The sequence below is a fragment of the Thermobacillus sp. ZCTH02-B1 genome (assembly GCF_002159085.1).
Classification (GTDB): Bacteria; Bacillota; Bacilli; order Paenibacillales; family Paenibacillaceae; genus Thermobacillus.
In genome coordinates this window covers 1-20,944 of sequence record NZ_LZRU01000013.1, presented here as the reverse complement: position 1 = coordinate 20,944, position 20,944 = coordinate 1, and the positions used below count along the sequence as shown (strand labels likewise).

Sequence of the window (20,944 nt, the reverse complement as noted above, 5' to 3'; positions counted from 1 at the left end):
CGGACGGCCGGACTGGGACACGTACCGGAACCCGCGACGGATGCACGCCGAGCTAAGGGAACTTGCCGCCGGGATCATGCGGCAGACGCCGGGAGGCCGCGCGCCGGGAGGACACGTACCAGGCGGCTGTGCTGCAGGATGATGGATGGCTGCATGCCGGGCGGCCGTACAGCAGGATGATGGGCGACCACGCGCCGGACGCTGTACAGCAGGATGAGGGGCGGCCGCGGGCCGGACGGAGTGCTGCGGGATGAAGGGCAACCGCCACCGCCCGCGCGATCCGCGCCTCCGTCAGGCGACGATCCCGGCATTCCCAATCTTGTATGAGCTGACTCAGGCTTCGCTCTCATCCCGCGGTTCGGCTGCGGATCCGACGGCCGCCCGGAATCCGGCCTCCCGCAGTTCCGCCAGCAGGGAGGCGACGTTCGCCTTGAAGACGAGGGCATCGACGTTTCCGAGCGGCTCAATTTCGAGACAATACCGGTAATGCCGAAAGGTGCGATCGGCGTCTTCCGACCCGCCGGATTCCAAGCCGGCGAATTCCTCGCCGTCGGTCACGAGCATCTCCGCCCACTCCGTCACGACGGTCTCGCCCGCGGCGAGTCCTCCGGCGATCCCGGCCACAGCCCGGGCCACCGCCGTTTTGTCCATGGCGGCATCGAGATGGATGATGGCATACAAATCCGTCTCCACGCATCAACACCCCCGATTCCGCATCGCACGCTTCACCTTTCTGAAAACACGGCCCGGTGCCCGGCGACACGCGCCGGACGACAACCGGCGCCGCCGTCACGGCAGCTTCTCCAGGAAGCGGCTTGCCGCCGCGGACAGCGGCACTTCCTTCAGCGTGACGAGGCCAACCCGGCGCGGCGGCAGCGGCTTCTCCAGCCGGATCTCGTGCAGCGTCCCCTTCGCCAGCTCATCGGCCACGAATTCGCGGATGACGCAGGCGATTCCGAGCCCGATGCGCGCGAACTGGACGAGGAGATCGATGCTGCCAAGCTCGAATTCTGGCCGAATGTCCACGCCCTGCCCCTTTGCGAACCGGTCGACGTAGGCCCGGATGTTGCTGCCCTGCTCCAGCAGGATGAGCGGCTGGAGGACGAGTTCCCGCCATGTGAGCGTCCGCTCCGTCAGCGACCGGAACGCCTCTCCCGCCACGAAGCAGTCGTGCAGCGGGATGCTCTCGCGGATCACAAGCTGGCTGTCCTTCACCGGCAGGTTGACGATGCCGAAGTCGATCTTGCCCTCCTTCAGCAGTGCGATCGTCTCCCGCGTCGTCCGGTTCGTCACCTGAATCTTCACGCCCGGATACTCCCTATGGAACGCCTCGAGATGCGGCAGCAGGTAATGCCGACACAGCGTGTCCCCCGCGCCGATCTTCACTTCCCCCGCGACGAGATTCCGCATCTCCGCGATCTTCCGCTCCCCGTTCTCGAGAAAATGGAACGCCTGGGATACGAACTTGTACAGCATTTCCCCTTCGCCCGTCAGCCTCACCCCCGCGGGCGTCCGGTAGAAAAGAGGCCCGCCAAGACGTTCCTCCAGCCGCCGGACCGTGTGGCTGACCGCCGGCTGCGTGACGCCGAGCTTTTCGGCCGCCTTCGAGAAGCTGCCGCTCTGCGCCACGGCCAGAAAGGCGCGATACCCTTCCAGATTGTCGATCATATTATAAACACCCCTCATATCACGGATGAGGTGTATCAATTCCATTCATATAGCATTCAGCATTATAGCGGATTTCGGATGGACGGGGAAGAAGCAAAACAAAAACCCCCCCCCCGCGAATTTTTTGAACCCGCGGGAAGGGGGCTCTCGTATAACCAACCTTTGGATGCATCATTTGCAGTTCCCTTTGGAGGCAAAAAACATGGAGAAACTTTGGACGAAGCCGTTCATACAGTTGACGCTGGGCACGCTGGTTCTGTTCCTGAGCTTTTATCTCCTGCTTCCGACTTTGCCGCTCTACATCAAGGAAATGGGCGGAAACGAGTTGCATGTCGGCCTGGCGGCCGGCCTGTTCACGCTGTCCGCGGTCATTTTCCGTCCGGTCGTCGGTCTGCTCGTGGACCGGTTCGGCCGGCGCCCCTTCATCCTCTGGGGGCTGATCGGGTTCACCCTGTCGATGGTGCTTTACCATTGGGCGGCCGGCATCGCCCTCCTGCTGCTGCTCAGAATTTTCCACGGCGCTTTCTGGGCGATCTCCACCACCGCCGTCGGTACTTCGGTCACGGACGTCGTCCCGCCCTCCCGTCGGGGAGAAGGCTTGGGCTGGTTCGGCGTCGCGACGACGGCGGCAATGGCGGTCGGCCCGATGATCGGTCTTTGGGTCGTCGACAATGGTTCATACCTTTCGATGTTCATGCTCGCCGCCTGCCTGTCCGTCGTCACGCTGTTGCTGGCGTTTTTCACCCGGACCGCTTTTCAGCCGAAGCCCGCTCAGCGATTGGAGCCGTTCGACAAGACCCTCATGCCCGTCATCGTGACGCTGTTCTTCCTGACCGTCTCCTACGGCGGCGTCATGACATTCCTGCCGCTGTTTGCGGAATCGATTGAAGCGAACGCCGGCACGTTCTTCCTCGTCTTCGCCTTGACGCTCACGCTGACCCGGCCGGTCGCGGGGAAGCTGTCGGACCGGTTCGGCGAGTATCGGGTCATCCTGATCTCGCTGCTCGTGACGATGGCCGGGCTCATCGTGCTCGTGCTGACGACCGGATGGCTCGGCCTGATATCCTCCGCCGTCCTGTACGGTCTCGGATTCGGCGCGGCGCAGCCGGCGCTGCAGGCCGCGATCCTGCGGATCGCCCGGCCGGAGCGGAGGGGAGTGGCCACCGCCGCCTTCTTCATGGCGTTCGATCTGGGGATCGGCCTCGGCTCCATCGTCCTCGGCTGGATCTCCGAACAGGCGGGCTACGGGACGCTGTTCGCGGTCAGCGCCGTCTCGGTCGCGGTGGCGCTGCTTCTGTTCGCCCTGAGGGCGAAACGGCTGCTCCCCGCCCCCGACGGACAGCCCGCTTTGAACCGCACCCAGGATTGACAGCCCCCGCCTGCGCGCCGGAAACCGGACACCCGAAGCACACGACACCCAAACCGCCCGTCAGGACATGTTCCGGACGGGCGGTCATTTGGCCGAGGGAGCAACATCCGCGCAACGGTCCGATTGCGGTAATAGCGCAGCGGCGGGTTCGGATCCCGGAGCGCCGTCGGTACTTATTTGTGGGTCTGCGTAATCCTTGCCCTCCCCGAACCCGTCAGTTCCATCGCGTAGCACAAACACGTCAATCATCGACCGCTTTCGCCGGCAAGCCGGCAACAAACCCCCCGATTTCGCCAGCACCTGGCGGATTCGATCCATCGATTCCATGATAGTCTCCTCGTCCGCTTCCACCCAGCCCGGCTTCCGATTCTGCAACAAAATTTCCTCCTACGCCATCCGGACGATCTATCCGTGCCGGTCGATCATCATGCAGCGCGTGCTCGTCGTTCCTTGGTCGAGCGCAAGAATGTACGATTTCATTGATGGTCTCCTTTTTCTGCAAGCCGGACTTGCCGAACATTAACTCCCGCGGCGCACAAGCGCACGCGGGAGTTTGTGTACGGACATGCACATGGCGCAAAGCCGTTATGCCGGAATTCTGAATTCATATCGTACATTATCCAGCCATTCGCCTGCTTTGAAGTCTCGTCCCATGATAACCACCCGATCCGGATAAACCTCGACGAACAGCCCCTGGCTTCCGTCCTTGTGCTTGTCTTCATCTGTCCATAGATAAGCAACGGATGCGGCGTTGATCATCAAGGGCAGACGGCCGTCTCCGCCGAACACGGTGTTCGCCGACCCGAGTTCCCAATGGGTATGTCCTGTGAACAGGATGGCGTTCGGATGCCTGGATAGCACGTCTTTGAGCTTATCATCCTGTGTGACGCCGTACCATTTTTGGTGCTCATACGACCCTGAGACGGTGTTCTTGAGCGGCTGATGCAGAAAGATGAAGGCCGGACGGCAAGCATCTTCGCCTTCGGACAGTTTGGCGTCCAGCCAGGCCAGTTGTTCGTCCGACAAATCGGCAAACAGCTCCAGCCCCTTTTCGGATCCGAGGAAGATGAAATGGTGCCCCTTTACCCAATGGTCATGATAGGGTCCCCGCATCTGCGTGGCGTCCATGTAAGCCTTTAGACGCGAAGGCCAGTAACCGAGAGCGACGTCATGGTTGCCAGATGCAAAAAACCCGGGCGGAAGTCCGTCGCCGTGCTCGTGCCAGATGCGCTGAAATTCGGCGTATTCTTCCGGGTATCCATGATCCGTGATGTCGCCCGCGTGCATGATGCCATCGCTGTCCGGCGCCTGGCGACGGATGTCCTCCAGCGCCCGTGCCAGATTGCGGTTGTGCACATGATCGGGATCTTTCGTCACATGCGTATCCGTGATGACCTGAAATTTGAGCAGCGGTCCGTCGTTCAACGCCTTTTCCCCCCCAGTCATCGTGGCTCGCAAAGCGCCTGCGCCGCGGGAGCTGCGGGAACGCCGGCAAGAACAGCGGGATGAAACCCGAGGCCGCCGGAGTCCGGTCTTCCCGTTTCCCCGCGGGCAGCGTGATGCATTACATGTCGTTTGCAGGCGAAACGGTCATTTGTTTTTGGCCAGATATTCGTCCCAGGCTTTCTGCGCTTCTTCCGTCGCTTCTTTCAAAGCCTGTGCAGCCGGGATGTTCTCGATCTCCACCTTGTCAGCGGCGATCGCAAGGGCGTCATGGATTCTGCCTGTCGGATCGACGAACGGAGAGAACGCATGCGAAGCCTGCCTGAGCGGTACGAGGGCATGCGGTCTTTCTTCGACGTAGGCCGCAAATGCCGGGTCCTGCTCGGCCGATTTGCGCACCGGAATGTAACCGGTTGCCATTGCCCACTCAGCCGTAATTTCCGTGCTGGTGAAGAATTTCAGCCACTTGAACGCGGCCTCTTGTTCCTCAGGCGACACACTTGCAGGAATTCCGGCCATAATCGCGTCAGCAACCGGTTTCCCCGGCGTATGTTCTTCCCAACCCGGCTGCTCGAACGCACCGATGATCGAAAAGTCCAGGTCGCCCTGATCGCCGCTCGAACCCGTATAGCCGGCGGCCCGGCCCTGCATCACGTCATCGATCGTCCTGTACCAATACTCCCATCCCTGGCCGCCATAGTGGATGCGCATGATCTTGTCGTCATGAATCCACTTGCGGAACATCTCCCAGGTCTCGACCCACTCCGGCTGGTCAAAGAGGATCGTCTTGCCGTCGTCACTCAGATATTTGGCGCCCCGGCTCAACGCGGCGTCGACCAGGTTGTAGTGGCCCCACATCGGCTCCCAGCCGTAAAATACCGTCTCGCCGTTTTCTTTAACTGCCATTTTCGCCGCCGCTTCGGCGAGCTTCTCCCAGGTCGTGAGATCTTCCGGCTCGATGCCGTGTTGTTCGAAGATGTCCTTGCGGTAGTACATGACCTGCGTCGTGCCGTACATCGGCAGAAAATACTGCTTGCCATCCACCTGACCCAGTTCCCGGAACGCATTGATCAAGTCGTCCGTGTTGAAGTCCGGATCGTTGGCGATGAAGTCGTCCATCGCCCGGAAGTAGCCTTTTCTTGCCCAATCGTAATTCGGAGGACTCAGTATCGCCACAGCCGGAGGATTGCCCGCCGCGATGGCCGCCTGCAGCTTCTGACCCGTCTCACCATAGCTGCCCTGAACAACCGATTTGACGACGACTTCGCTTTGCGACGAGTTGAATTTTTCGATAAGCGATTCCATTTTTTCGCCCAATGCGCCGCCGAGTCCGTACCAGAACTCAATCGTGACCGGGACCCCGGCGTTTTCACCAGTTCCGAATGAACCGGAAGCTTTTCCGCCGTCCGACGCGTTTCTGTTCGAACTGCAGGCCGCTGCGACAAGCGCCAACACGGCAGCCAGCAGCAAGAGCAGACTTATTCTCTGAATACGGTTGTTTTTTTCTCTGCTCCCCGTCATCGTCCTTTCACGTATTCTCATTTGATCAAGACCTCCTTTTCTTTTTCCCGCAAACGTTGAAGATGGCAGAAACGCGATGTGATCCGCCCACGGAAAACCAGGAAGTCACCGACTTATTTGTTAATGCTCTGCGCGCTGTTCACCCCCTTGATCAGCCATTTCTGGGCAATCAGGAACAGAATGACCAACGGCAGAATGGTGAAGGTGCTTGCCGCCATGATCAGCGGCCACTTCAATCCGTAGGCGCCACCTTCGATGAAGAAGCTTCTGAGGCCGGCGGATACCAGCTGCAGCTTTGGATTTTTGGTAATCAGCATGGGCCAGAAATAGTTGTTGTACATTGCGATGAAAGACAGGAGGCCCATCACGATCAGAGTGGAGCGGGTGAGCGGCACCATGATGTACCAGAGAATCCGCCAATGGCCGCAGCCATCCACCTTCGCCGCCTCGACCATCTCCTTGGGCACCTGCAGGAACGCCTGCCGGAGTAAGAAAATGCCAAAAATCGTCACCGAGTTGGATATAATCAGGCCCGCATAGGTATCGAGCAATCCCATACGGGACAATATCACGTAACCCGACAGATAGGTGGCGGACACCGGAAGCATGTACGTCACGATGATCATAACCAGAATGAAGCGGCCGGGCGGAAATCGCATGTGCGTCAGCGCGTAGCTGATCATGGACGAGTTGATGAGCTGAATGACCACGATCGATGTGGCCGTGAACACGCTGTTGAACATGTACAACCCGAACGGAGCCGCGTTCCAGGCTTCGATGAAGTTAGACCAACTCGGGTCCGCCGACCACAGGACGGGCGGTACCGCCCAAATCTCGTCGTTGGTCTTCAGTGCGTTGCTGACCATCCAAAAGAACGGGAACGCCATGATCACGCAGAACGCGATGACAAGCACATATTTGATTGCGGTAAACGTCCAGCGTTTGGTTTTGTACAGCACAGCGGTTGCGTTCATCGTTTCCTCCGTTCACCCGATGATCAGACGTAATGGATCCGGCGTCTCGACACATACATGGACAGGGACGAAATGATCGCGAGGATCACGATCATGACGACGGCAACGGACGACGCCTCGCCTACCTCGAATCGTTGAAAAGCGGATTCATAATAGAGATAAAGCAAGGTTCGGGTGGCCCCCGCCGGTCCGCCCTGGGTCAGGACATTAATCTGGTCGTATGCTTGGACCGAATCGATCGTCGTGATCAGGAACAAAAAGAATGTTGTGGGCGACACAAGCGGCAGCGTGATTTTGATCAATTGCTGGAATTTGTTCGCGCCCTCGAGCATAGCCGCTTCATACAAATGTTCCGGAATGTTCTGCAGGGCTACGAGATAGAAGACCATGGTCCAGCCGAGCCCTTTCCATACGGTTACGATCAGCACCGCCAGCAGGGCCGTCTTGGAGCTGTGCGTCCATTCTAGTCCCGCAAATCCGAAAAATTCGAGAACGGCGTTGGCCAGTCCCACCCGCGGTTCGAAAATCCAGGCCCACACGATGGAGACTGCCACCATCGGCGTAACCCACGGGAGGAAGATCAGGGTCCGGTAAATCGCAAGCCCCTTGATCCTGCTGTGCAGCAGCAGCGCCAGCAGCAGGCCGCCGGCAAGGCACGGAATGACGTTCCCCAGCGCGAACAGCAGCGAGACGCGCAGTGCTTTGTAAAATTTCTGGTCTTGGAACAATTTGACGTAATTTTCGATTCCGACGAATTCTTTCACGGGATTGATGAAGTCCCATTCCATGAAGCTCAGATACATGACATATCCCATCGGAGCGAGCCAGAAGATCGTGTAGGGCACCAGCGCGGGCAGGCAGTACAGGTAGGCTTGAGGCTCACCCAGCTTTTTCCGCCAATTCATCTATTGCACTCACCCTCACATTCCCATGATTCCCACGAACAGAATGCCAGCGAAGATCATACCGGTCGACAGGAGCCGCAGCGCTCCCTTACCTTCCTTCAAGATAAAGACGCCGATGAGCGTGCTGAATACCGTGCCGATTTCCCGGAGCGGGGCCACATAGGACAACGGCGACAAGTTCATGGCGAACAGGAAGAGCAGGTAGGAACCCGGTGACAGGATCGAGCCCGCCAGAAACCATTTCCCGTGTTCCCGCAGCTCCCGCAGCAAGCTGATCTGGCCGAAACGTATGGATGGCAACAGACCAAGCATGAATCCGATGTTGGACACCGCCAGTAGCGTCGCAGGCGAGAAATACTGGAGATTGACCTTGTCGACCATGACATAAAACATCGTGCACAGGCCGACAGCAATCGTATTGAACAGCACCTTACCCTGAACATTCCAACCGTGAATCTTCAGGGAGACAGCGCTTGTCAGGAAGAAACCCGCGGCGATCAGCCCGAGGCCCAGCCATCCCCAGCTCGTCAGCGACTCATTCAGGAAAAGGATGCCGAACAACGGGATCATGCAGGTCGCCAGTCCCCGCATCATCGGGTATACCTGGGACAGATCGCCGTAAATGAGCGATCGTGACAAGAAATGCGCATATCCCGCCTGAATGGCTGCAGACAGCAACAATAACAGATAATTTTGAAGCGGCGAAACGGTCATGACGGTCTCCGCGATCATTTGCGGGAGAAGCACGAGGGTAAACGGCACGCTGATCAAGAACAGAAACAGCTGCTTGTTTTCACTAGTTTTCGCCAGCGAATTCCAAATTGCGTGCGCCAATCCCGAGCCGAGGACCAGTGCGATGACGAGTGCTTTGATTCGCCATACCCCCTCCTAAACAACAATAAAAACCACATATACACACATAAATACACATTTTTGCAACCTCGATCATCATAGCACGGAAAGCGATTTCAGTCAACCTCATCCCTTTTCGTATGGTCTTCCACCAAGAAAAAAGGGCTTTTCGAAAATTCCTTTCGAAAAGCCCGTTTACCACGCGGTTATCGGCATATGACGTCCACCCCGGCCGCCCGGTATTGCTCGAGGACCTCCGGCGGAATCCCTGGATCGGTCACGATTTTATCAATCCGATCCAGACTGCAGACCGGCAGGAGCGACACGACGTTGAACTTGCTGCTGTCCGCCAGCACGATGATTTTCTGCGAGCATTCCAGCATCTTCTTTTTCAGCTGCACTTCACCGATGCCGTAATCCGTGAGGCCATTGGTCAACGATATGCCACTAACGCTCATGAAGAACAGATCGGCATGGAACTGTGCAGCGAACGATTCGGCGTAGTTGCCGACCACGCAGCGCTCCGAATTCCGCACCTGACCGCCGATGAAGATAATGGTGAACTGGGGCTTCTCCATCAGGATCGAAGCGATCTGGAAGGAATTCGTCAGCACGGTCAGGCGATCAAAATTCGCCGCGAGTTCCCGCGCAAATTCAGTATTCGTCGTGCTGACATCGAGGAACATCGACTGCCCTTCTTCCACATACCGAACGGCGTATTTGACAAGCTGCCGCTTCTCATGAACCCGTTTTGCCTCCCGCACGGTGAACGGCAGTTCTTTCTGATAATCCGACGCCGGTAGCGTGGCGCCGCCGTGAATCCGCCGCAGGAATCCCTCGCGTTCCAGATAATCGAGATCCCTGCGGATCGTCTCAAAAGATACCCCAAACCGCTCGATCAGTTCGGAGGTCTTGACGGTCTGGTGTTGGTGAAGCAGCTTCAGGATTTGTTGATGCCGGTCATGTACTAGCACCTTGATCCTCCCGGAATCCTATACTCACAGCAACACATTTAGAATAACACAAAAACACACACAATACCAGTATACTGATCGGGTACATTGAATTGTGAGTTGTTGTATTTGTTTGTATTCGTAGAAACGGCTGCTGCGCAGAATTGTAATTGCTTTCCGCCGCATGCGGAGCACATTTTTTGCTACAATGAAAATGCAGCCGCCGAATACGGCGGACGGCGAACATGGAGGGTGACCCCGTGGGCAGAAGGCATGTCTTCACGCGATCGGAACTGTTGGACCATACGAAGCGCATGCTCCTCGAACACGGCTACGAGGGCTTTCATCTGAAATCGCTGTCGAAGCGCCTCGTCGGCGCCAGAAGCACGATCTATCAGTACTACGCCAACAAGGACGAAATCATCGCCGCATGCATGCGGCGCGTCATGGAGGGCGTGCTGGAGCAGACGCAAGCCGTGGACGAGACGGACTGCATGGAAGCGCTCCGGCAGCTGCTGACGATCTATCTGCGGGAAGCGGGCTTCCACCAATTGATGGCCCACGCGCACAAAATCGACCGCACCAGTTCCGCGGCCGCGGCCGCCGATCTCGCATTCGTGGAGCAGGCCCACGACACGCTGAAAAACCAGATCGAGCGGCTGCTTGCCCGCGCGCGCGAGGAAGGGCGCCTGAATCCGGACATCCCGCTCCCCGCCGTGACGGGCGTCTTCATCAATCTGATCAACACGCCCAACCTGATGAACATTCCATTGCCCGAATGGAGCCGGATGCTGTTTCAACTGTGGCTGGAAGGCGCGGGCAAACGTCCGTAACGTTTCCGGCTTCTTGCAATTTGACATGCGTGTCGGATAAATCGTATAATGGGGTTCGGTTTGAATTTAAAATATCTCTAAACTGACACACATGTCATTTATTCACGAAGAGGAGAAGATCGCCCATGTTTCTCGCATGGAAGGAAATGCGCCGCAACAAAACCCGATTTCTCATGATCGGCATCATGTTCGTGCTGATTTCCTGGCTGGTGTTCATCCTTGCCGGGCTCGGAAACGGCCTCACCACGCTGGCGGCCTCTACGTTCAAGAACATGGCGGCCGATTACGTCGTGTTCGAGAAGGGCTCGCAGGCCTCGATGGGCAAATCGCTCCTGTCCGGCGAACTGACCGATGAACTGTTGAAGATCCCGGGGGTGGAAGCCGCCTCGCCCATGGGGATCATCATGGGATCGGCCGTCCGGAAGATCGACGATTCGCATGAAGCCAAGCTCGACATCGCGATCATCGGCATTGAACCCGGCAGTTTCCTGGAGCCGCCTGTCGCGGAAGGTACCGGGCTGGACGCCGGCCGGCCGACATACGCGATCGTCAACGAGACGATGAAGGACGAAGGATATGAACGGGGTGACACCTTCGCGCTGGACGGCACGTCGGTGTCGCTTACGATCGCCGGTTTCGTCCGGAATCAGACCTACAACCACGTCACTGCCGTCTTTATCCCCATCGATCATTGGCGCGAGCTCGCGTTCGCCGCGCCCGGCTCGGACAAGGGAATCCGGAACCCCGTCAACGCGATCATGCTCCAGGGGAAAGCCATAGATCCGGAAACCGTCAACGAGCGTCTGCCGGGCACGGAGACGGTTACCCGCGCGCAGGCCGTGCAGGGCATTGCAGGATACAAGGAAGAGAGCGGCACCATCATGATGATGCTCGGATTCCTGTTCGTGATCTCCGCCTTTATCATCGGCGTGTTCTTCTACGTCATCACGCTGCAGAAGTCCAATCAATTCGGGATCATGAAGGCGATCGGCGCCCGGAACGGGTTCCTGGGCAAGGCCGTCATTTCCCAGGTCTTCATCCTCTCGCTCTTGAGCATCGTCACCGGCGTTCTGCTGACATACGGCACGGCGGCCGTGCTGCCCGAGGGCATGCCGTTCATCCTGGATACGACGTGGATGATCGCGTACTCCCTCATCCTGCTCGCGATCGCGCTGCTCAGTGCGCTGGCGACCGTCCGCACCATCGTGAAAGTCGATCCGCTTCAGGCGCTCGGGAGGGTGGAATAAATGACGCAAGGATTGGAAATGCGAGCTGTGTCCAAATACTACGACGCGGGTTCGGAACGCATCACGGCGCTGGACCGGGTGTCCTTCAAGGTGGAACCGGGCGAATTCGTCGCCGTCGTGGGCCCTTCCGGCTCGGGCAAGACCACCTTCCTGTCCATCGCCGGCGCATTGCTGCGCCCGTCCGAGGGCGAGGTGCTGCTGAACGGGAAGGACATTTCGAAACTGCCGGACAAGGAGCTTGCCGACATCCGGCTGCGCGAAATCGGATTCATCCTGCAGGCCTCGAATCTGGTTCCTTACCTGAACGTGATGGAGCAATTGCTGCTCGTCAAGCGGATGGCGGGCAAAATCACCGAGGCCGACAAGACTTTCGCCGCGCGTCTGCTTGAAGAACTGGGACTCAGCGGGCGAGTGAAGAACTATCCGGAGGAGCTGTCCGGCGGCGAGCGGCAGCGCGTTGCCATCGCCCGGGCGCTCATGAACGATCCGAGCGTCATCCTGGCCGACGAACCCACGGCCAGCCTGGATACCCGGCGCGCCCACGAGGTGGCCGCCCTGATCGCCCATGTGGTGAAGTCGCACCACAAGGCGGCGGTCATGGTCACCCACGACGAGCGGCTGCTGTCCTATTGCGACAAGGTCTACCGAATGGAAGACGGCCGGCTGTCGCCGGCGGAACCGGTGCCCGTGGCTTGAGGTCGGGGGCTGGAACTGTCAACAAGATCAAGGCTGCCGATCACCGGCAGCCTTGCATTTTTCTTCCCAATATCACCAGATCGCGCTTGATGCCGTCCAGCTCGGCAATTCCCGGGAGATGGGCCCACTTCTCGAATCCCAGCCCCGAGAACAGGCGAAGGCTCGGCTCATTGTGCCCGAAGACGAAGGCGAGCAGCGTATCGACGCCCAGCCTGGGGCATTCCGCCATGACCTTGGCCAAAATCTGTTTGCCGAGCCCCTTGCCCCTGAAAGCTTCATGCAGATAGATGCTTACTTCCGCCGTCGCGTGATAGGCGGGCCTTCTATAGAAAAAATCCTGGAGACCGGCCCAGCCGCAAACCGCGCCTCCGAGCTCGGCGATCCAGAGCGGCCTTCTCTCCGGATTGTGGGCATGGAACCAGTCCAGCCGGTCCCGGACGGATACGGGTTCCGTGTCGGCCGTCACCATCCGGCTCGGAATCGTGGAGTTGTAAATGTCCACGATGACGGGCAGATCGTCGAGCGTTGCATGTCGGAGCACGACAGCATCCGTCATTGGCGCTCAACCCCATCCGCACTTCCCGGATCCCGCTTCGCTCCCAGCCACGGAATGAACCGGTCGTGCCGGTATATCCCGACGGAATCCGCGATAACGGCGGACAGCACGTCGCGCATGGACGCGGTCAGCTCATCCAGCGCCCGCCGGACATAGCCGTTCTCGAAGCGATCGAGCGGTTCGGGCAGCTCATGTTCGTCCAGAATCAGGACCTCCCCGTCCGGCAGCGCCATGCAATCGATGATCAGATCCTCGTAGCTCACCATGGAGGCCGTGATGACCGTGTTCCGGACAATGTTGAAATAGGCACCCAATGCCCTTCCTTCGCCATCCCGCATGAAATACAAGTTGTAAGGCCGGTCCGTCCAGTAATACGCGGTCGTATAGCTGCCCTTCGGGATCCGAATGTTCCGGGAACCGGCTTCGATCGTGAAGGCTTCCCGGATGGCATGGAACAGCACCGCGCTTCCCTTCCGGATATCCAGGGGTACGCACGCATACTCGACAATGCCGGAATCATATCGGATCTTGCGTTCCGTTACGATCTCCACTTTCCCCATCCTTTCCGCACGCACGGCAACATGCAAAATCATGGAAAGCCGCCGTGCCGAACCGGTACCACTGATCCTCGTGTTCCGCGTACACCAGATGCTCCTCCGGCTCGCCGGTTGTTGTCCGGTAGTTGATGTACCGATCGTAATGCCGGATGCCCCTTCCGTCAAGCCCGACAAATGCGTAATGCGCGGAAAAACAGCAGTTGAAGGTGCAGCCTGCCGTATGGCAACAAAAAGGAACACGCCGCGCTCCGCATCATTTTGACACGGCCGGGGAAAGCGGAACGAAAGCGGATCGCCGGTTCAGACGCCGTCCGCTTCCCGGTACGCCGCCAGCCGTTCCTCCAATGTGCCGGTATGCAATTCGAACAGGTTGTTGTCGTAATCGTAAAAGTAAATGGATTGCCCCTCTCCCGCGATCCTCGGCCGGGGCGGCCTCATGTCCAGCCCCAGCGCCCGGATCCTGGCCAGATAGCGGTCCAGGTCCTCCTCCCGGATTTTGAACGCGATGTGATGGTAGGTCCGATTGACGATCTCCGGATTTTCCATGACCGCGATCCATTGACCGCCGATGATGAAGAATCGTTCCCTCGCGATCGAGTGCGTCTTTTCCCCGCTGTAATAGACCTCCCTTGCTTCAAACAACTCCTTGAACAGCGCGGTTGTTCGGTCCAGATCCCGGACCACGAACGTGATATGGCTGATGCCCTCGATCATGCCGATACCCCTTTCCGAATGACCCGCCGTGCACGGACGGAAACGGTTCGATGCATTTTCCACTATATCACGAACACGCCAGGATCAGGATGACACCCGCAAAACTCATGACACCTGTCATGTCCCTTTCCTGACAGCCGTGAATACCGCCGGCTGCGCAGCCCGCCCTACAATGGAACCGGCATCAAGCAAGATTCCCTGCGGAGTGAGGCAAGCATGACGGTGGAAAGAAGCGCGGAGCGGATCCGGTTGCTCGACATGCTGCGCGGATTCGCGATCTTCGGAACGCTCGGGACGAACATCTGGCTGTTCGCCCATCTGGGCGATCTGAACCGGGTGTTCACCTCCGGCACGCCATGGTGGGCGTCGGCCGGCGATTTCCTGCAGACGCTCGTCCTGTTCTTCGCGAGCGGCAAGTTTCTCGGCATGCTCACGATCCTGTTCGGCGTCGGCATGGAGCTGAAATACCGCCAGGCCATGCGGAGAGGAGCCCCGTGGCCGGGCGCATATTTGTGGGTCTGCCTGTTCCTCTTTCTGGAAGGCTTTCTCCATTTCACGCTCGTGATGGAATACGACATCCTGATGAGCTACGCCGTCACCGCCACGATCGTCGCGGTCATCATGCGGGGCGGCGACCGTCGGGTGAACCGGGCGTTGAAGGGGCTGGGCGGCGTCTACGCCGGCCTGATGCTGACGTTGTTTGCGCTCGAAGCCTGGCTGAAGGCGTCGGGCGCCAACCTCTCCTTCGGCGACATGCGCGACGTCGCCGCCCTGTACCGGAACGGCTCGTGGCCGGAACAGGTCGCGTATCGCCTCTCGCACTTCGCGCTGCTCCGGATCGAGGCCGTATTTGTCATCCCGCTGAACATCATCCTGTTCCTGCTGGGCATCCGCCTGATGCGCGCCGGCGCCTTCGCGCCCGACGAGCGCGGCCGGCGCATCCGCCGAAGGATGCTTCGGATCGGCTTCGGGCTGGGCGTGCCGCTCAACCTGCTCCTCTTCATCCCGGAAGGCGGGTTCGAACTGAGCGTCCGCTATCTGTTCGCGCCGGTGCTGTCGCTCGGATACATGGCGCTGATCGCAAGGTTGTTCGAAGGCCGCGAGCACCTCAAGGTATGGCGTTATATCGAGGCAACCGGTAAAATGGCGTTGAGCTGCTATGTGCTGCAGAATCTGCTCGGATCCGTCCTGTTCTACGGCTGGGGGCTCGGATGGGGCGAGCGGCTGGGCATCCCGGCCGTGATCGGCGTATGGCTCGCCGTCTGTCTGTTCGAAGCCGTCCTCGCTTGCTGGTGGATCGGGCGGATGAAGCTCGGGCCGATGGAATGGCTGCGGAAATCTGTGCTCAGGCTCGTCGCGGCACGCTAGCGGCAAAAGCGGCCCGCGGGCGCATGCGGCGCACGCGTCGGATGCGGAGGGGTTGACCGGCATGCAATGGAACCTCCGGAAGCAGTTGAACCTCCGGAAATGGAAAATCTACCCGGAAGATCAGCTCCAGCGTTACCTGTTCATCGACATCGCCGTTTGCGTGTTCCTGTTCTACAAGGTGCTGGAGGCCGACAGTCCCGTCGGGCTGCCCAGCACGTTCCTGCTGCTCGCGCTCTTCCTGGCGTTGTATTACATGGGATTGTGGTTCCGGGGCGGGAAGCTGCTCGCGGTCGTGTTGGCCGGCTGCGTCCTGATGTCCGCATTCGCGATTCTGTATGATCCGTGGATCCTGATTTTCGCGGCCGTGTACGCCGATTTTCTCGGCCGCGTCCGGATCCCTTGGCAACTTGCCGCGGGACTCGCCGCCTTCGTCGCGATGTACGCGGCCGTCAGCCGCGGCGTGTACGGGGACGCGCTGCAGTTCCTGCAGACGTACCACCTGCCGTTCCTGATCATCCAGCTGGCGATCCCGTTCGTCGTGCACATCCTCGAAAAATCCGATTCGCTGAAGCGCGAGCTCGACTCCGCCAACGAGCGGATCGCACGCTTCATGCAGGAGGAGGAACGCCATCGGCTGGCCCGCGATCTGCACGACACGCTCGGGCAGACGCTGACGATGATCAAGATGAAGAGCGAGCTCGCCGAGCGCCTGATGGACCGGGACCCGGACCGGGCGAAACGGGAAATGCGCGAGGTTGCCCGGACGTCGCGCCTCGCGCTCAAGCAGGTGCGCGACCTCGTCACGGACATGCGGTACGTGTCGCTGGACCAGGAGCTGGAACTCGGCCGTGCGCTGCTCGCGGCCGCCGGCATCGCGTTCGATTGCCGGCGGGCGCCGGACCGGCCGGCCTTGTCCAAGGTGACGGAGACGATGCTCGCCCTGGCCGTCCGGGAAAGCCTGAACAACGTCGTGAAACACAGCAGGGCCTCCCGTTGCACGGTGACGGAGAAGGCGGAGGACGGGCGATATCTTTTGCAGATCGAAGATGACGGCGTGGGCCTGACGGACCAGCGGGCGGAAGGACACGGCCTCGCGGCGATCGAGGAGCGCATGCGCCTGCTGAAGGGAGAGGCCGTGATCGGACCGTCGCCCGCCGGGGGCGTCCGGGTGACGCTCGCGATTCCGGTTCGGCCCGCGGAGGAGGATGCTTCATGATCCGCATCGTCATTGCCGAGGATCAGCAGATGCTGCTCAGCGCCCTCGCGTCGCTGATCCAGCTCGAGGACGACATCGAAGTGGCCGCGCAGGTGACGGACGGCCGGAAGGCGCTGGACGCGATCCGGACGCTCAAGCCGGACATCTGCCTGCTCGATATCGAGATGCCCGGGATGAGCGGGCTGGACGTGGCGGAGGCGGTCCGGCGGGAACGGCTTGACTGCCGGATCATGATCGTCACGACCTTCTCCCGGTCCGGTTATCTGCAGCGGGCGGTGGAACTGAAGGTTGAGGGTTATCTGCTGAAGGACGAGCCGATCGAATTTCTGGTGGAAGCGATCCGCAAGGTCCATCGGGGCGAGCGGGTGATCAGCCCCGATCTGACCGCGCTGCTCTTCGCGAAGGAGGAGAATCCGCTCTCGGACCGCGAACGGGAGGTGCTGCGGCTGTCGGCGGAGGGCCGGACGACGGACGAGATTGCGGGCACGCTCTACCTGACGAAGGGCACGGTGCGCAACTACCTCTCTTCCGCGATCCAGAAGCTCGAGGTGCAGACGCGGCAGCAGGCGGTGAAGAAGGCGATGGACAAGGGGTGGCTGTAAGGCGGCCGACCGGAACCGGGAGGCAGGAGGCCGGGGCGACCCGAACGAAGTTCCGGAATCAGAGCGGCGGATTGACACCGCTGCCGTGCCGCCATATAATGATGGATCGAATAGTTAATGGGTTAATTATTTCGCGGCCGCGGCAGGGGTGAACCGTCATTTCCCTCTACGATCCGTTCCAAAATCCCAAATTGGAAGTGGACCTGTTCTTCACGATGTACAAGTCCAATCTGGCGAACGTCCGCTTCATCGAAGAAAAGCTGGCCCCCCTCGGGCTCACGCTGGGCCGGCTCTGCCTGCTGTACGCGCTGCAGCGCATCGGACGGCCGGCGCTTCCTTCCGAGCTCGGGGACGACCTGGCGGTGACCCGCGCGAACATCAGCGGACTGCTGGCGGGGCTGGAGAAGCTCGGCATGATCCGCCGGGAGATCGATCGGGCGGACCGGCGGAGAATTCTCGTCCACCTGACGGAGAAGGGCGTCGAAACGCTGCGGAAGGCGTGGCCCCTCTACGAGGCGGCGATCGCCGAACGCTTTCGGACCCTGTCCGAAGACGAAAAAAGCGTGCTGCTCCCGATCCTCCGCAAACTGTCGGCCAGATCGTGACCCCGCGTTCGTACCGGCGGTAGGTCTCCGGCTTGTCGGCTTGCGGCTGGAGACGGCCCGGAATTTGCGGACCTGGGAAATTGCGGGCTTGCGGATTTGCGGGCTTGGGGGTTCGGGCGCGGCTTTTTGTCGACCTTATGATTAACCTATTAACTATTAATTCATTTATCATTGGGCGGGTGGTTTCATGCATGCTTCCCTGAAAAAAAGAGACCTGCTGCTTCCCGTTCTGGCCTTCTGCTCGTTTCTCGTCGGTTTCGACGCCATCGCGACCGTTCCGCTGCTGCCGTCAATCGCGGCATCGACGGATATGCCCCTGAAGTCCGGCGGGCTGCTCTATGCCGGTTACGCCGCCGCGTATGCCGTCACCGCTCCCGTCATGGGGGTCCTGTCCGACCGCCGGTCCCGGAAGGCGATCCTCCTGATCGGCCTCCTGTTGTTCGGCGCGTCCACCTTCCTCGTCGGGACCGGGGAGACGTTCGCGGCGCTCATCCGCTATCGTGTCCTGACCGGAATCGGCGCCGGCATGGTCGAACCGGTCGTCTACGCCATCGCCTCGGACCGCTACGCCTACGAGGAACGCGGCCGCGTCATGGGCATCATCACGGCCGCGCTGATCGCGTCAAGCGTCGTCGGCGTGCCGCTTGCCGGTGCCATCGGCGAGGCTACCTCATGGAACGGGGCGTTCCGGAGTATCGCCATCCTCACCTTGTTCGCGCTGATCGCCGCCCAGGCCGTGATTCCGGCGAGACGGCCGGACCGGCGGGATCAGGGCGCGCCCGCCGGACGGGCGTATTTCCGGACCGTCTTCTCCGATTCGTCCGTGTTCTTCTCCCTGCTCGGCTCGTTCCTGTATTTCGGCGCGCTGCAGGGAATGTTCGCCCTGGCGGGCGTCTTTTACCACACCCACTACGGACTCGGGGCCGGCGGAATCGGCCTGGTTCTGCTGGCCGCCGGGATCAGCAGCGTCGCGGGCAGCCTGCTCGGCGGCAAATGGGCGGACCGCCGCGGCAAACGGCAGGTCGTCGCCGTCGCCGGCGCGGCGGCCGGCGTCTCCGTCTTCCTGCTCGGCCTGCTGCCCTTCAGCCTCTGGCTGTCGGTTGCGCTGCATGTGCTCTGGGCCGCGTTGTACGCCGCCGGCCAATCCGCGTTCACCGCGCTCGTCTCGGAGCTGGATCCGCAGTCGCGGGGCGCCGTGCTGTCCCTGAACAGCTCCGCCATGTACATCGGCGCGAGCGCGATGTCGACTTTGGCGGCGGCGCTGCTCCAGATCGGGCCGTTCTGGACCGTCGGCTTCATGTGCGGTCTGGCCAATCTGCTCGTCACCGCCATTGCCCGGTCGGCCATCCGCGAGCGCGGCACGGCAAGGAACGCCGGGTAATGCCCGGTTGTTCATGATCCGGCATGCGGCGCGAAGGCGGGACTAAAAAACCGAACGCGGATACCGGCGCAAGCCGGCTCGCGTTCGGCATTTGTCAGTGTGCCATTGCTTCCAACGACGTCCTGGCTTCCGGACGAACGGCTACTCTTCGACAAGCCGCAAACGCCGCAGCATCCCGACAGCCGAAATCTCCCGCGGCGTCAACCGGCACGGCGGCCGGTCAGCCGCTTCACTTCACGATGAGCACCGGGCAATGGGCGCGCTGCGCGACGTAATGGCTGACGCTGCCAAGGAACAGCTCCTTGATGCCGGTCAGGCCGCGGGACCCCATCACGATCAGATCGCATGTCAGCTCCCTGGCCGCCCGGACGATGCATTCTCCCGGCGTTCCGTTCATGACATGCGTCGTGACGGGATTGGCCGTCGGCTGCAGCAGTTCCTTCGCCTCCGACACCATCAGCTCGGCGTTTTCCCGCCGCCGCTCCCAGAGATCGACAATCCCGGCACTGTAGGCCGGAATCGTCATCGGCTCCAGCACATGGACGATATGGAGCTCGATGCCGGGATCCTGACCGGCAATCCGCGCGGCGGTATGAAGGGCCTTCCTGCCCAAATCCGAACCGTCGTAGGCGACCAGGATGCGTGAACCGAGAATCGTCACGGCCGTCACCCCCCCTTTTCGCCGTCGGATCCTCATTCCGGATAGCAAGAGCATACCATGGGTCCCGGTCGGACGGCCGTGAACAACTTCACAGAACGAGCCGGTATTCCCGTGACGAGTGTTCGGCTGCACATTATTGTAGCACATAACCTTTTATTTCATATGCCCCCATCCCCTGTCGCCTCTAAAGCCAGGCTAACAAAAAAGACGTGCTTGATTCATTCTCAGGCAAACAAAAGCCGGGTCCATGACCGGCTGCAATCCCGATCATGGCCCGGCTCAATGGACATGGATGGTTACACCCGTATCAAAGGAAAATAATTCATGTCCATCCCACTTGAGTCCCACCAAAGCCTCCAATCCCTTGCCGCACAAGGGTTTTCGTGTTTTGAGGAACCAGTTGGAACGAAATACCAGGAAAATAAAAAGTGTCCGTCCAATTGGAAGAAATTAGTCGAAAGGCAGCAGGGGGCACGAAAATGGAACGTTGGGAAATGTCCAGGGAAATAATTTGAGGGGATAGTGAGTTATTGTCTACCGCAAGCGCTTGAGAACGACGAACAGCGTCGAGCGTCTGAACGAGGAAGTCCGCCGCCGGGAACGTGTCATACGCATATTCCCGAACCGGGAGTCCGTGCTTCGGTTGATCGGCGCTTTGCTCATGGAGCAAGACGAGAAATGGGCTTCCGGCAAGAAGTATCTCGATATGAGCGAGTATCTGGAGTGGCGTGCCAGTCAACCAAAACCAGTGTCAAAAGTGACACGAATTATGTAATCTGCCCTTTCTAACTGAGGGAATTTACACACAAATTTGGACTTGATC

Annotated in this window: 21 protein-coding genes and 1 pseudogene; 10 read left to right on the top strand and 12 right to left on the bottom strand. The window is 59.9% G+C overall.

Going from position 1 to position 20,944, the window contains the following annotated elements; all coding sequences use genetic code 11:
* Positions 1 to 333: 333 nt before the first annotated feature.
* Both A9Z00_RS07070 and A9Z00_RS07065 read right to left on the bottom strand, forming a co-directional pair.
* Positions 334 to 693, bottom strand: a complete 360-nt coding sequence (locus A9Z00_RS07070) for a hypothetical protein (RefSeq protein WP_296975473.1) — start codon at positions 691 to 693, stop codon at positions 334 to 336.
* Between the two features lie 96 nt (positions 694 to 789).
* Entirely contained in the window at positions 790 to 1,668 is an 879-nt protein-coding gene (locus tag A9Z00_RS07065) for a LysR family transcriptional regulator (protein ID WP_296975472.1), read from the bottom strand.
* 202 nt (positions 1,669 to 1,870) lie between these two features.
* On the opposite strand from A9Z00_RS07065, the gene A9Z00_RS07060 reads away from it, so the two are divergent.
* Entirely contained in the window at positions 1,871 to 3,037 is a 1,167-nt protein-coding gene (locus A9Z00_RS07060; RefSeq protein ID WP_296975471.1) for an MFS transporter, read from the top strand.
* Between the two features lie 585 nt (positions 3,038 to 3,622).
* Here A9Z00_RS07060 and A9Z00_RS07055 read toward each other — a convergent pair.
* The 6 genes from A9Z00_RS07055 to A9Z00_RS07030 all read right to left on the bottom strand — a co-directional run bounded on the left by A9Z00_RS07055 (position 3,623) and on the right by A9Z00_RS07030 (position 9,706).
* Positions 3,623 to 4,483, bottom strand: coding sequence for a metallophosphoesterase family protein (locus tag A9Z00_RS07055; RefSeq protein WP_296975477.1), 861 nt, complete (start codon positions 4,481 to 4,483; stop codon positions 3,623 to 3,625).
* A 144-nt stretch (positions 4,484 to 4,627) separates the two neighbouring features.
* Positions 4,628 to 6,022, bottom strand: a complete 1,395-nt coding sequence (locus tag A9Z00_RS07050; RefSeq protein WP_483316279.1) for an ABC transporter substrate-binding protein — start codon at positions 6,020 to 6,022, stop codon at positions 4,628 to 4,630.
* A gap of 92 nt (positions 6,023 to 6,114) precedes the next feature.
* Positions 6,115 to 6,975 (bottom strand): carbohydrate ABC transporter permease, encoded by an 861-nt coding sequence (locus A9Z00_RS07045; protein WP_296975470.1) that lies wholly within the window; start codon positions 6,973 to 6,975, stop codon positions 6,115 to 6,117.
* Positions 6,976 to 6,998: 23 nt separating this feature from the next.
* Positions 6,999 to 7,880 carry a carbohydrate ABC transporter permease gene (locus tag A9Z00_RS07040; RefSeq protein ID WP_296975469.1) on the bottom strand — a complete coding sequence of 294 codons (882 nt, stop codon included), beginning with the start codon at positions 7,878 to 7,880 and terminating at the stop codon, positions 6,999 to 7,001.
* A gap of 15 nt (positions 7,881 to 7,895) precedes the next feature.
* On the bottom strand, positions 7,896 to 8,642 hold the full coding sequence (locus A9Z00_RS07035) for a DMT family transporter (protein WP_296975475.1): 747 nt from the start codon (positions 8,640 to 8,642) through the stop codon (positions 7,896 to 7,898).
* Between the two features lie 296 nt (positions 8,643 to 8,938).
* The gene (locus A9Z00_RS07030) at positions 8,939 to 9,706 is read right to left on the bottom strand and encodes a DeoR/GlpR family DNA-binding transcription regulator (RefSeq protein WP_296975468.1); all 768 of its coding nucleotides are present in this window, start codon (positions 9,704 to 9,706) and stop codon (positions 8,939 to 8,941) included.
* 239 nt (positions 9,707 to 9,945) lie between these two features.
* On the opposite strand from A9Z00_RS07030, the gene A9Z00_RS07025 reads away from it, so the two are divergent.
* From A9Z00_RS07025 to A9Z00_RS07015, 3 genes are all read left to right on the top strand, one after another.
* The gene (locus tag A9Z00_RS07025) at positions 9,946 to 10,518 is read left to right on the top strand and encodes a TetR/AcrR family transcriptional regulator (protein ID WP_296975467.1); all 573 of its coding nucleotides are present in this window, start codon (positions 9,946 to 9,948) and stop codon (positions 10,516 to 10,518) included.
* Between the two features lie 125 nt (positions 10,519 to 10,643).
* Positions 10,644 to 11,765, top strand: a complete 1,122-nt coding sequence (locus A9Z00_RS07020; RefSeq protein WP_296975466.1) for an ABC transporter permease — start codon at positions 10,644 to 10,646, stop codon at positions 11,763 to 11,765.
* Positions 11,766 to 12,461, top strand: a complete 696-nt coding sequence (locus tag A9Z00_RS07015; protein WP_296975465.1) for an ABC transporter ATP-binding protein — start codon at positions 11,766 to 11,768, stop codon at positions 12,459 to 12,461. It abuts the gene before it with no gap.
* A gap of 40 nt (positions 12,462 to 12,501) precedes the next feature.
* Here A9Z00_RS07015 and A9Z00_RS07010 read toward each other — a convergent pair whose 3' ends face one another.
* From A9Z00_RS07010 to fosX, 3 genes are all read right to left on the bottom strand, one after another.
* A complete protein-coding gene (locus tag A9Z00_RS07010) occupies positions 12,502 to 13,017 on the bottom strand; it encodes a GNAT family N-acetyltransferase (RefSeq protein ID WP_296975464.1) in 516 nt (171 codons plus the stop codon).
* On the bottom strand, positions 13,014 to 13,577 hold the full coding sequence (locus A9Z00_RS07005; protein WP_296975463.1) for a ribonuclease FAU-1 family protein: 564 nt from the start codon (positions 13,575 to 13,577) through the stop codon (positions 13,014 to 13,016). Before A9Z00_RS07005 ends, A9Z00_RS07010 begins: the two co-directional genes overlap by 4 nt.
* A 297-nt stretch (positions 13,578 to 13,874) precedes the next feature.
* Positions 13,875 to 14,288, bottom strand: coding sequence for a FosX/FosE/FosI family fosfomycin resistance hydrolase (fosX, locus tag A9Z00_RS07000; RefSeq protein WP_296975462.1), 414 nt, complete (start codon positions 14,286 to 14,288; stop codon positions 13,875 to 13,877).
* A gap of 216 nt (positions 14,289 to 14,504) precedes the next feature.
* Here fosX and A9Z00_RS06995 point away from each other — a divergent pair, with 216 nt between their 5' ends.
* The 5 genes from A9Z00_RS06995 to A9Z00_RS06975 all read left to right on the top strand — a co-directional run bounded on the left by A9Z00_RS06995 (position 14,505) and on the right by A9Z00_RS06975 (position 19,460).
* Entirely contained in the window at positions 14,505 to 15,656 is a 1,152-nt protein-coding gene (locus A9Z00_RS06995; RefSeq protein ID WP_296975461.1) for a DUF418 domain-containing protein, read from the top strand.
* Positions 15,657 to 15,717: 61 nt separating this feature from the next.
* A complete protein-coding gene (locus A9Z00_RS06990) occupies positions 15,718 to 16,872 on the top strand; it encodes a sensor histidine kinase (RefSeq protein WP_296975460.1) in 1,155 nt (384 codons plus the stop codon).
* Positions 16,869 to 17,474: a response regulator transcription factor gene (locus A9Z00_RS06985; protein WP_296975459.1), complete on the top strand. Its 606-nt coding sequence runs from the start codon at positions 16,869 to 16,871 to the stop codon at positions 17,472 to 17,474. Before A9Z00_RS06990 ends, A9Z00_RS06985 begins: the two co-directional genes overlap by 4 nt.
* Positions 17,475 to 17,671: 197 nt before the next feature.
* Complete coding sequence (locus A9Z00_RS06980; protein ID WP_296975474.1) at positions 17,672 to 18,079, top strand: MarR family winged helix-turn-helix transcriptional regulator; 408 nt, start codon at positions 17,672 to 17,674, stop codon at positions 18,077 to 18,079.
* Between the two features lie 187 nt (positions 18,080 to 18,266).
* The gene (locus tag A9Z00_RS06975; RefSeq protein ID WP_296975458.1) at positions 18,267 to 19,460 is read left to right on the top strand and encodes an MFS transporter; all 1,194 of its coding nucleotides are present in this window, start codon (positions 18,267 to 18,269) and stop codon (positions 19,458 to 19,460) included.
* 229 nt (positions 19,461 to 19,689) lie between these two features.
* On the opposite strand, the gene A9Z00_RS06970 is transcribed toward A9Z00_RS06975, so the two are convergent.
* Positions 19,690 to 20,121 carry a universal stress protein gene (locus A9Z00_RS06970; protein ID WP_296975457.1) on the bottom strand — a complete coding sequence of 144 codons (432 nt, stop codon included), beginning with the start codon at positions 20,119 to 20,121 and terminating at the stop codon, positions 19,690 to 19,692.
* A gap of 535 nt (positions 20,122 to 20,656) precedes the next feature.
* On the opposite strand from A9Z00_RS06970, the pseudogene A9Z00_RS06965 reads away from it, so the two are divergent.
* Positions 20,657 to 20,896 (top strand): annotated as a pseudogene (locus A9Z00_RS06965) (transposase); the annotation flags it as partial.
* Between the last annotated feature and the right edge of the window lie 48 nt (positions 20,897 to 20,944).

Excerpts from the sequence above, each read along its gene's own strand:
- A9Z00_RS07045 (WP_296975470.1), bottom strand. The coding sequence starts at position 6,975 with ATGAACGCAACCGCTGTGCTGTACAAAACCAAACGCTGGACGTTTACC.
- A9Z00_RS06985 (WP_296975459.1), top strand. The coding sequence starts at position 16,869 with ATGATCCGCATCGTCATTGCCGAGGATCAGCAGATGCTGCTCAGCGCC.
- A9Z00_RS07020 (WP_296975466.1), top strand. The coding sequence starts at position 10,644 with ATGTTTCTCGCATGGAAGGAAATGCGCCGCAACAAAACCCGATTTCTC.
- fosX (WP_296975462.1), bottom strand. The coding sequence starts at position 14,288 with ATGATCGAGGGCATCAGCCATATCACGTTCGTGGTCCGGGATCTGGAC.
- A9Z00_RS07055 (WP_296975477.1), bottom strand. The coding sequence starts at position 4,483 with ATGACTGGGGGGGAAAAGGCGTTGAACGACGGACCGCTGCTCAAATTT.
- A9Z00_RS06975 (WP_296975458.1), top strand. The coding sequence starts at position 18,267 with ATGCATGCTTCCCTGAAAAAAAGAGACCTGCTGCTTCCCGTTCTGGCC.
- A9Z00_RS06990 (WP_296975460.1), top strand. The coding sequence starts at position 15,718 with ATGCAATGGAACCTCCGGAAGCAGTTGAACCTCCGGAAATGGAAAATC.
- A9Z00_RS06995 (WP_296975461.1), top strand. The coding sequence starts at position 14,505 with ATGACGGTGGAAAGAAGCGCGGAGCGGATCCGGTTGCTCGACATGCTG.
- A9Z00_RS07050 (WP_483316279.1), bottom strand. The coding sequence starts at position 6,022 with ATGAGAATACGTGAAAGGACGATGACGGGGAGCAGAGAAAAAAACAAC.
- A9Z00_RS07060 (WP_296975471.1), top strand. The coding sequence starts at position 1,871 with ATGGAGAAACTTTGGACGAAGCCGTTCATACAGTTGACGCTGGGCACG.
- A9Z00_RS07005 (WP_296975463.1), bottom strand. The coding sequence starts at position 13,577 with ATGGGGAAAGTGGAGATCGTAACGGAACGCAAGATCCGATATGATTCC.
- A9Z00_RS07015 (WP_296975465.1), top strand. The coding sequence starts at position 11,766 with ATGACGCAAGGATTGGAAATGCGAGCTGTGTCCAAATACTACGACGCG.
- A9Z00_RS07040 (WP_296975469.1), bottom strand. The coding sequence starts at position 7,880 with ATGAATTGGCGGAAAAAGCTGGGTGAGCCTCAAGCCTACCTGTACTGC.
- A9Z00_RS07065 (WP_296975472.1), bottom strand. The coding sequence starts at position 1,668 with ATGATCGACAATCTGGAAGGGTATCGCGCCTTTCTGGCCGTGGCGCAG.
- A9Z00_RS07010 (WP_296975464.1), bottom strand. The coding sequence starts at position 13,017 with ATGACGGATGCTGTCGTGCTCCGACATGCAACGCTCGACGATCTGCCC.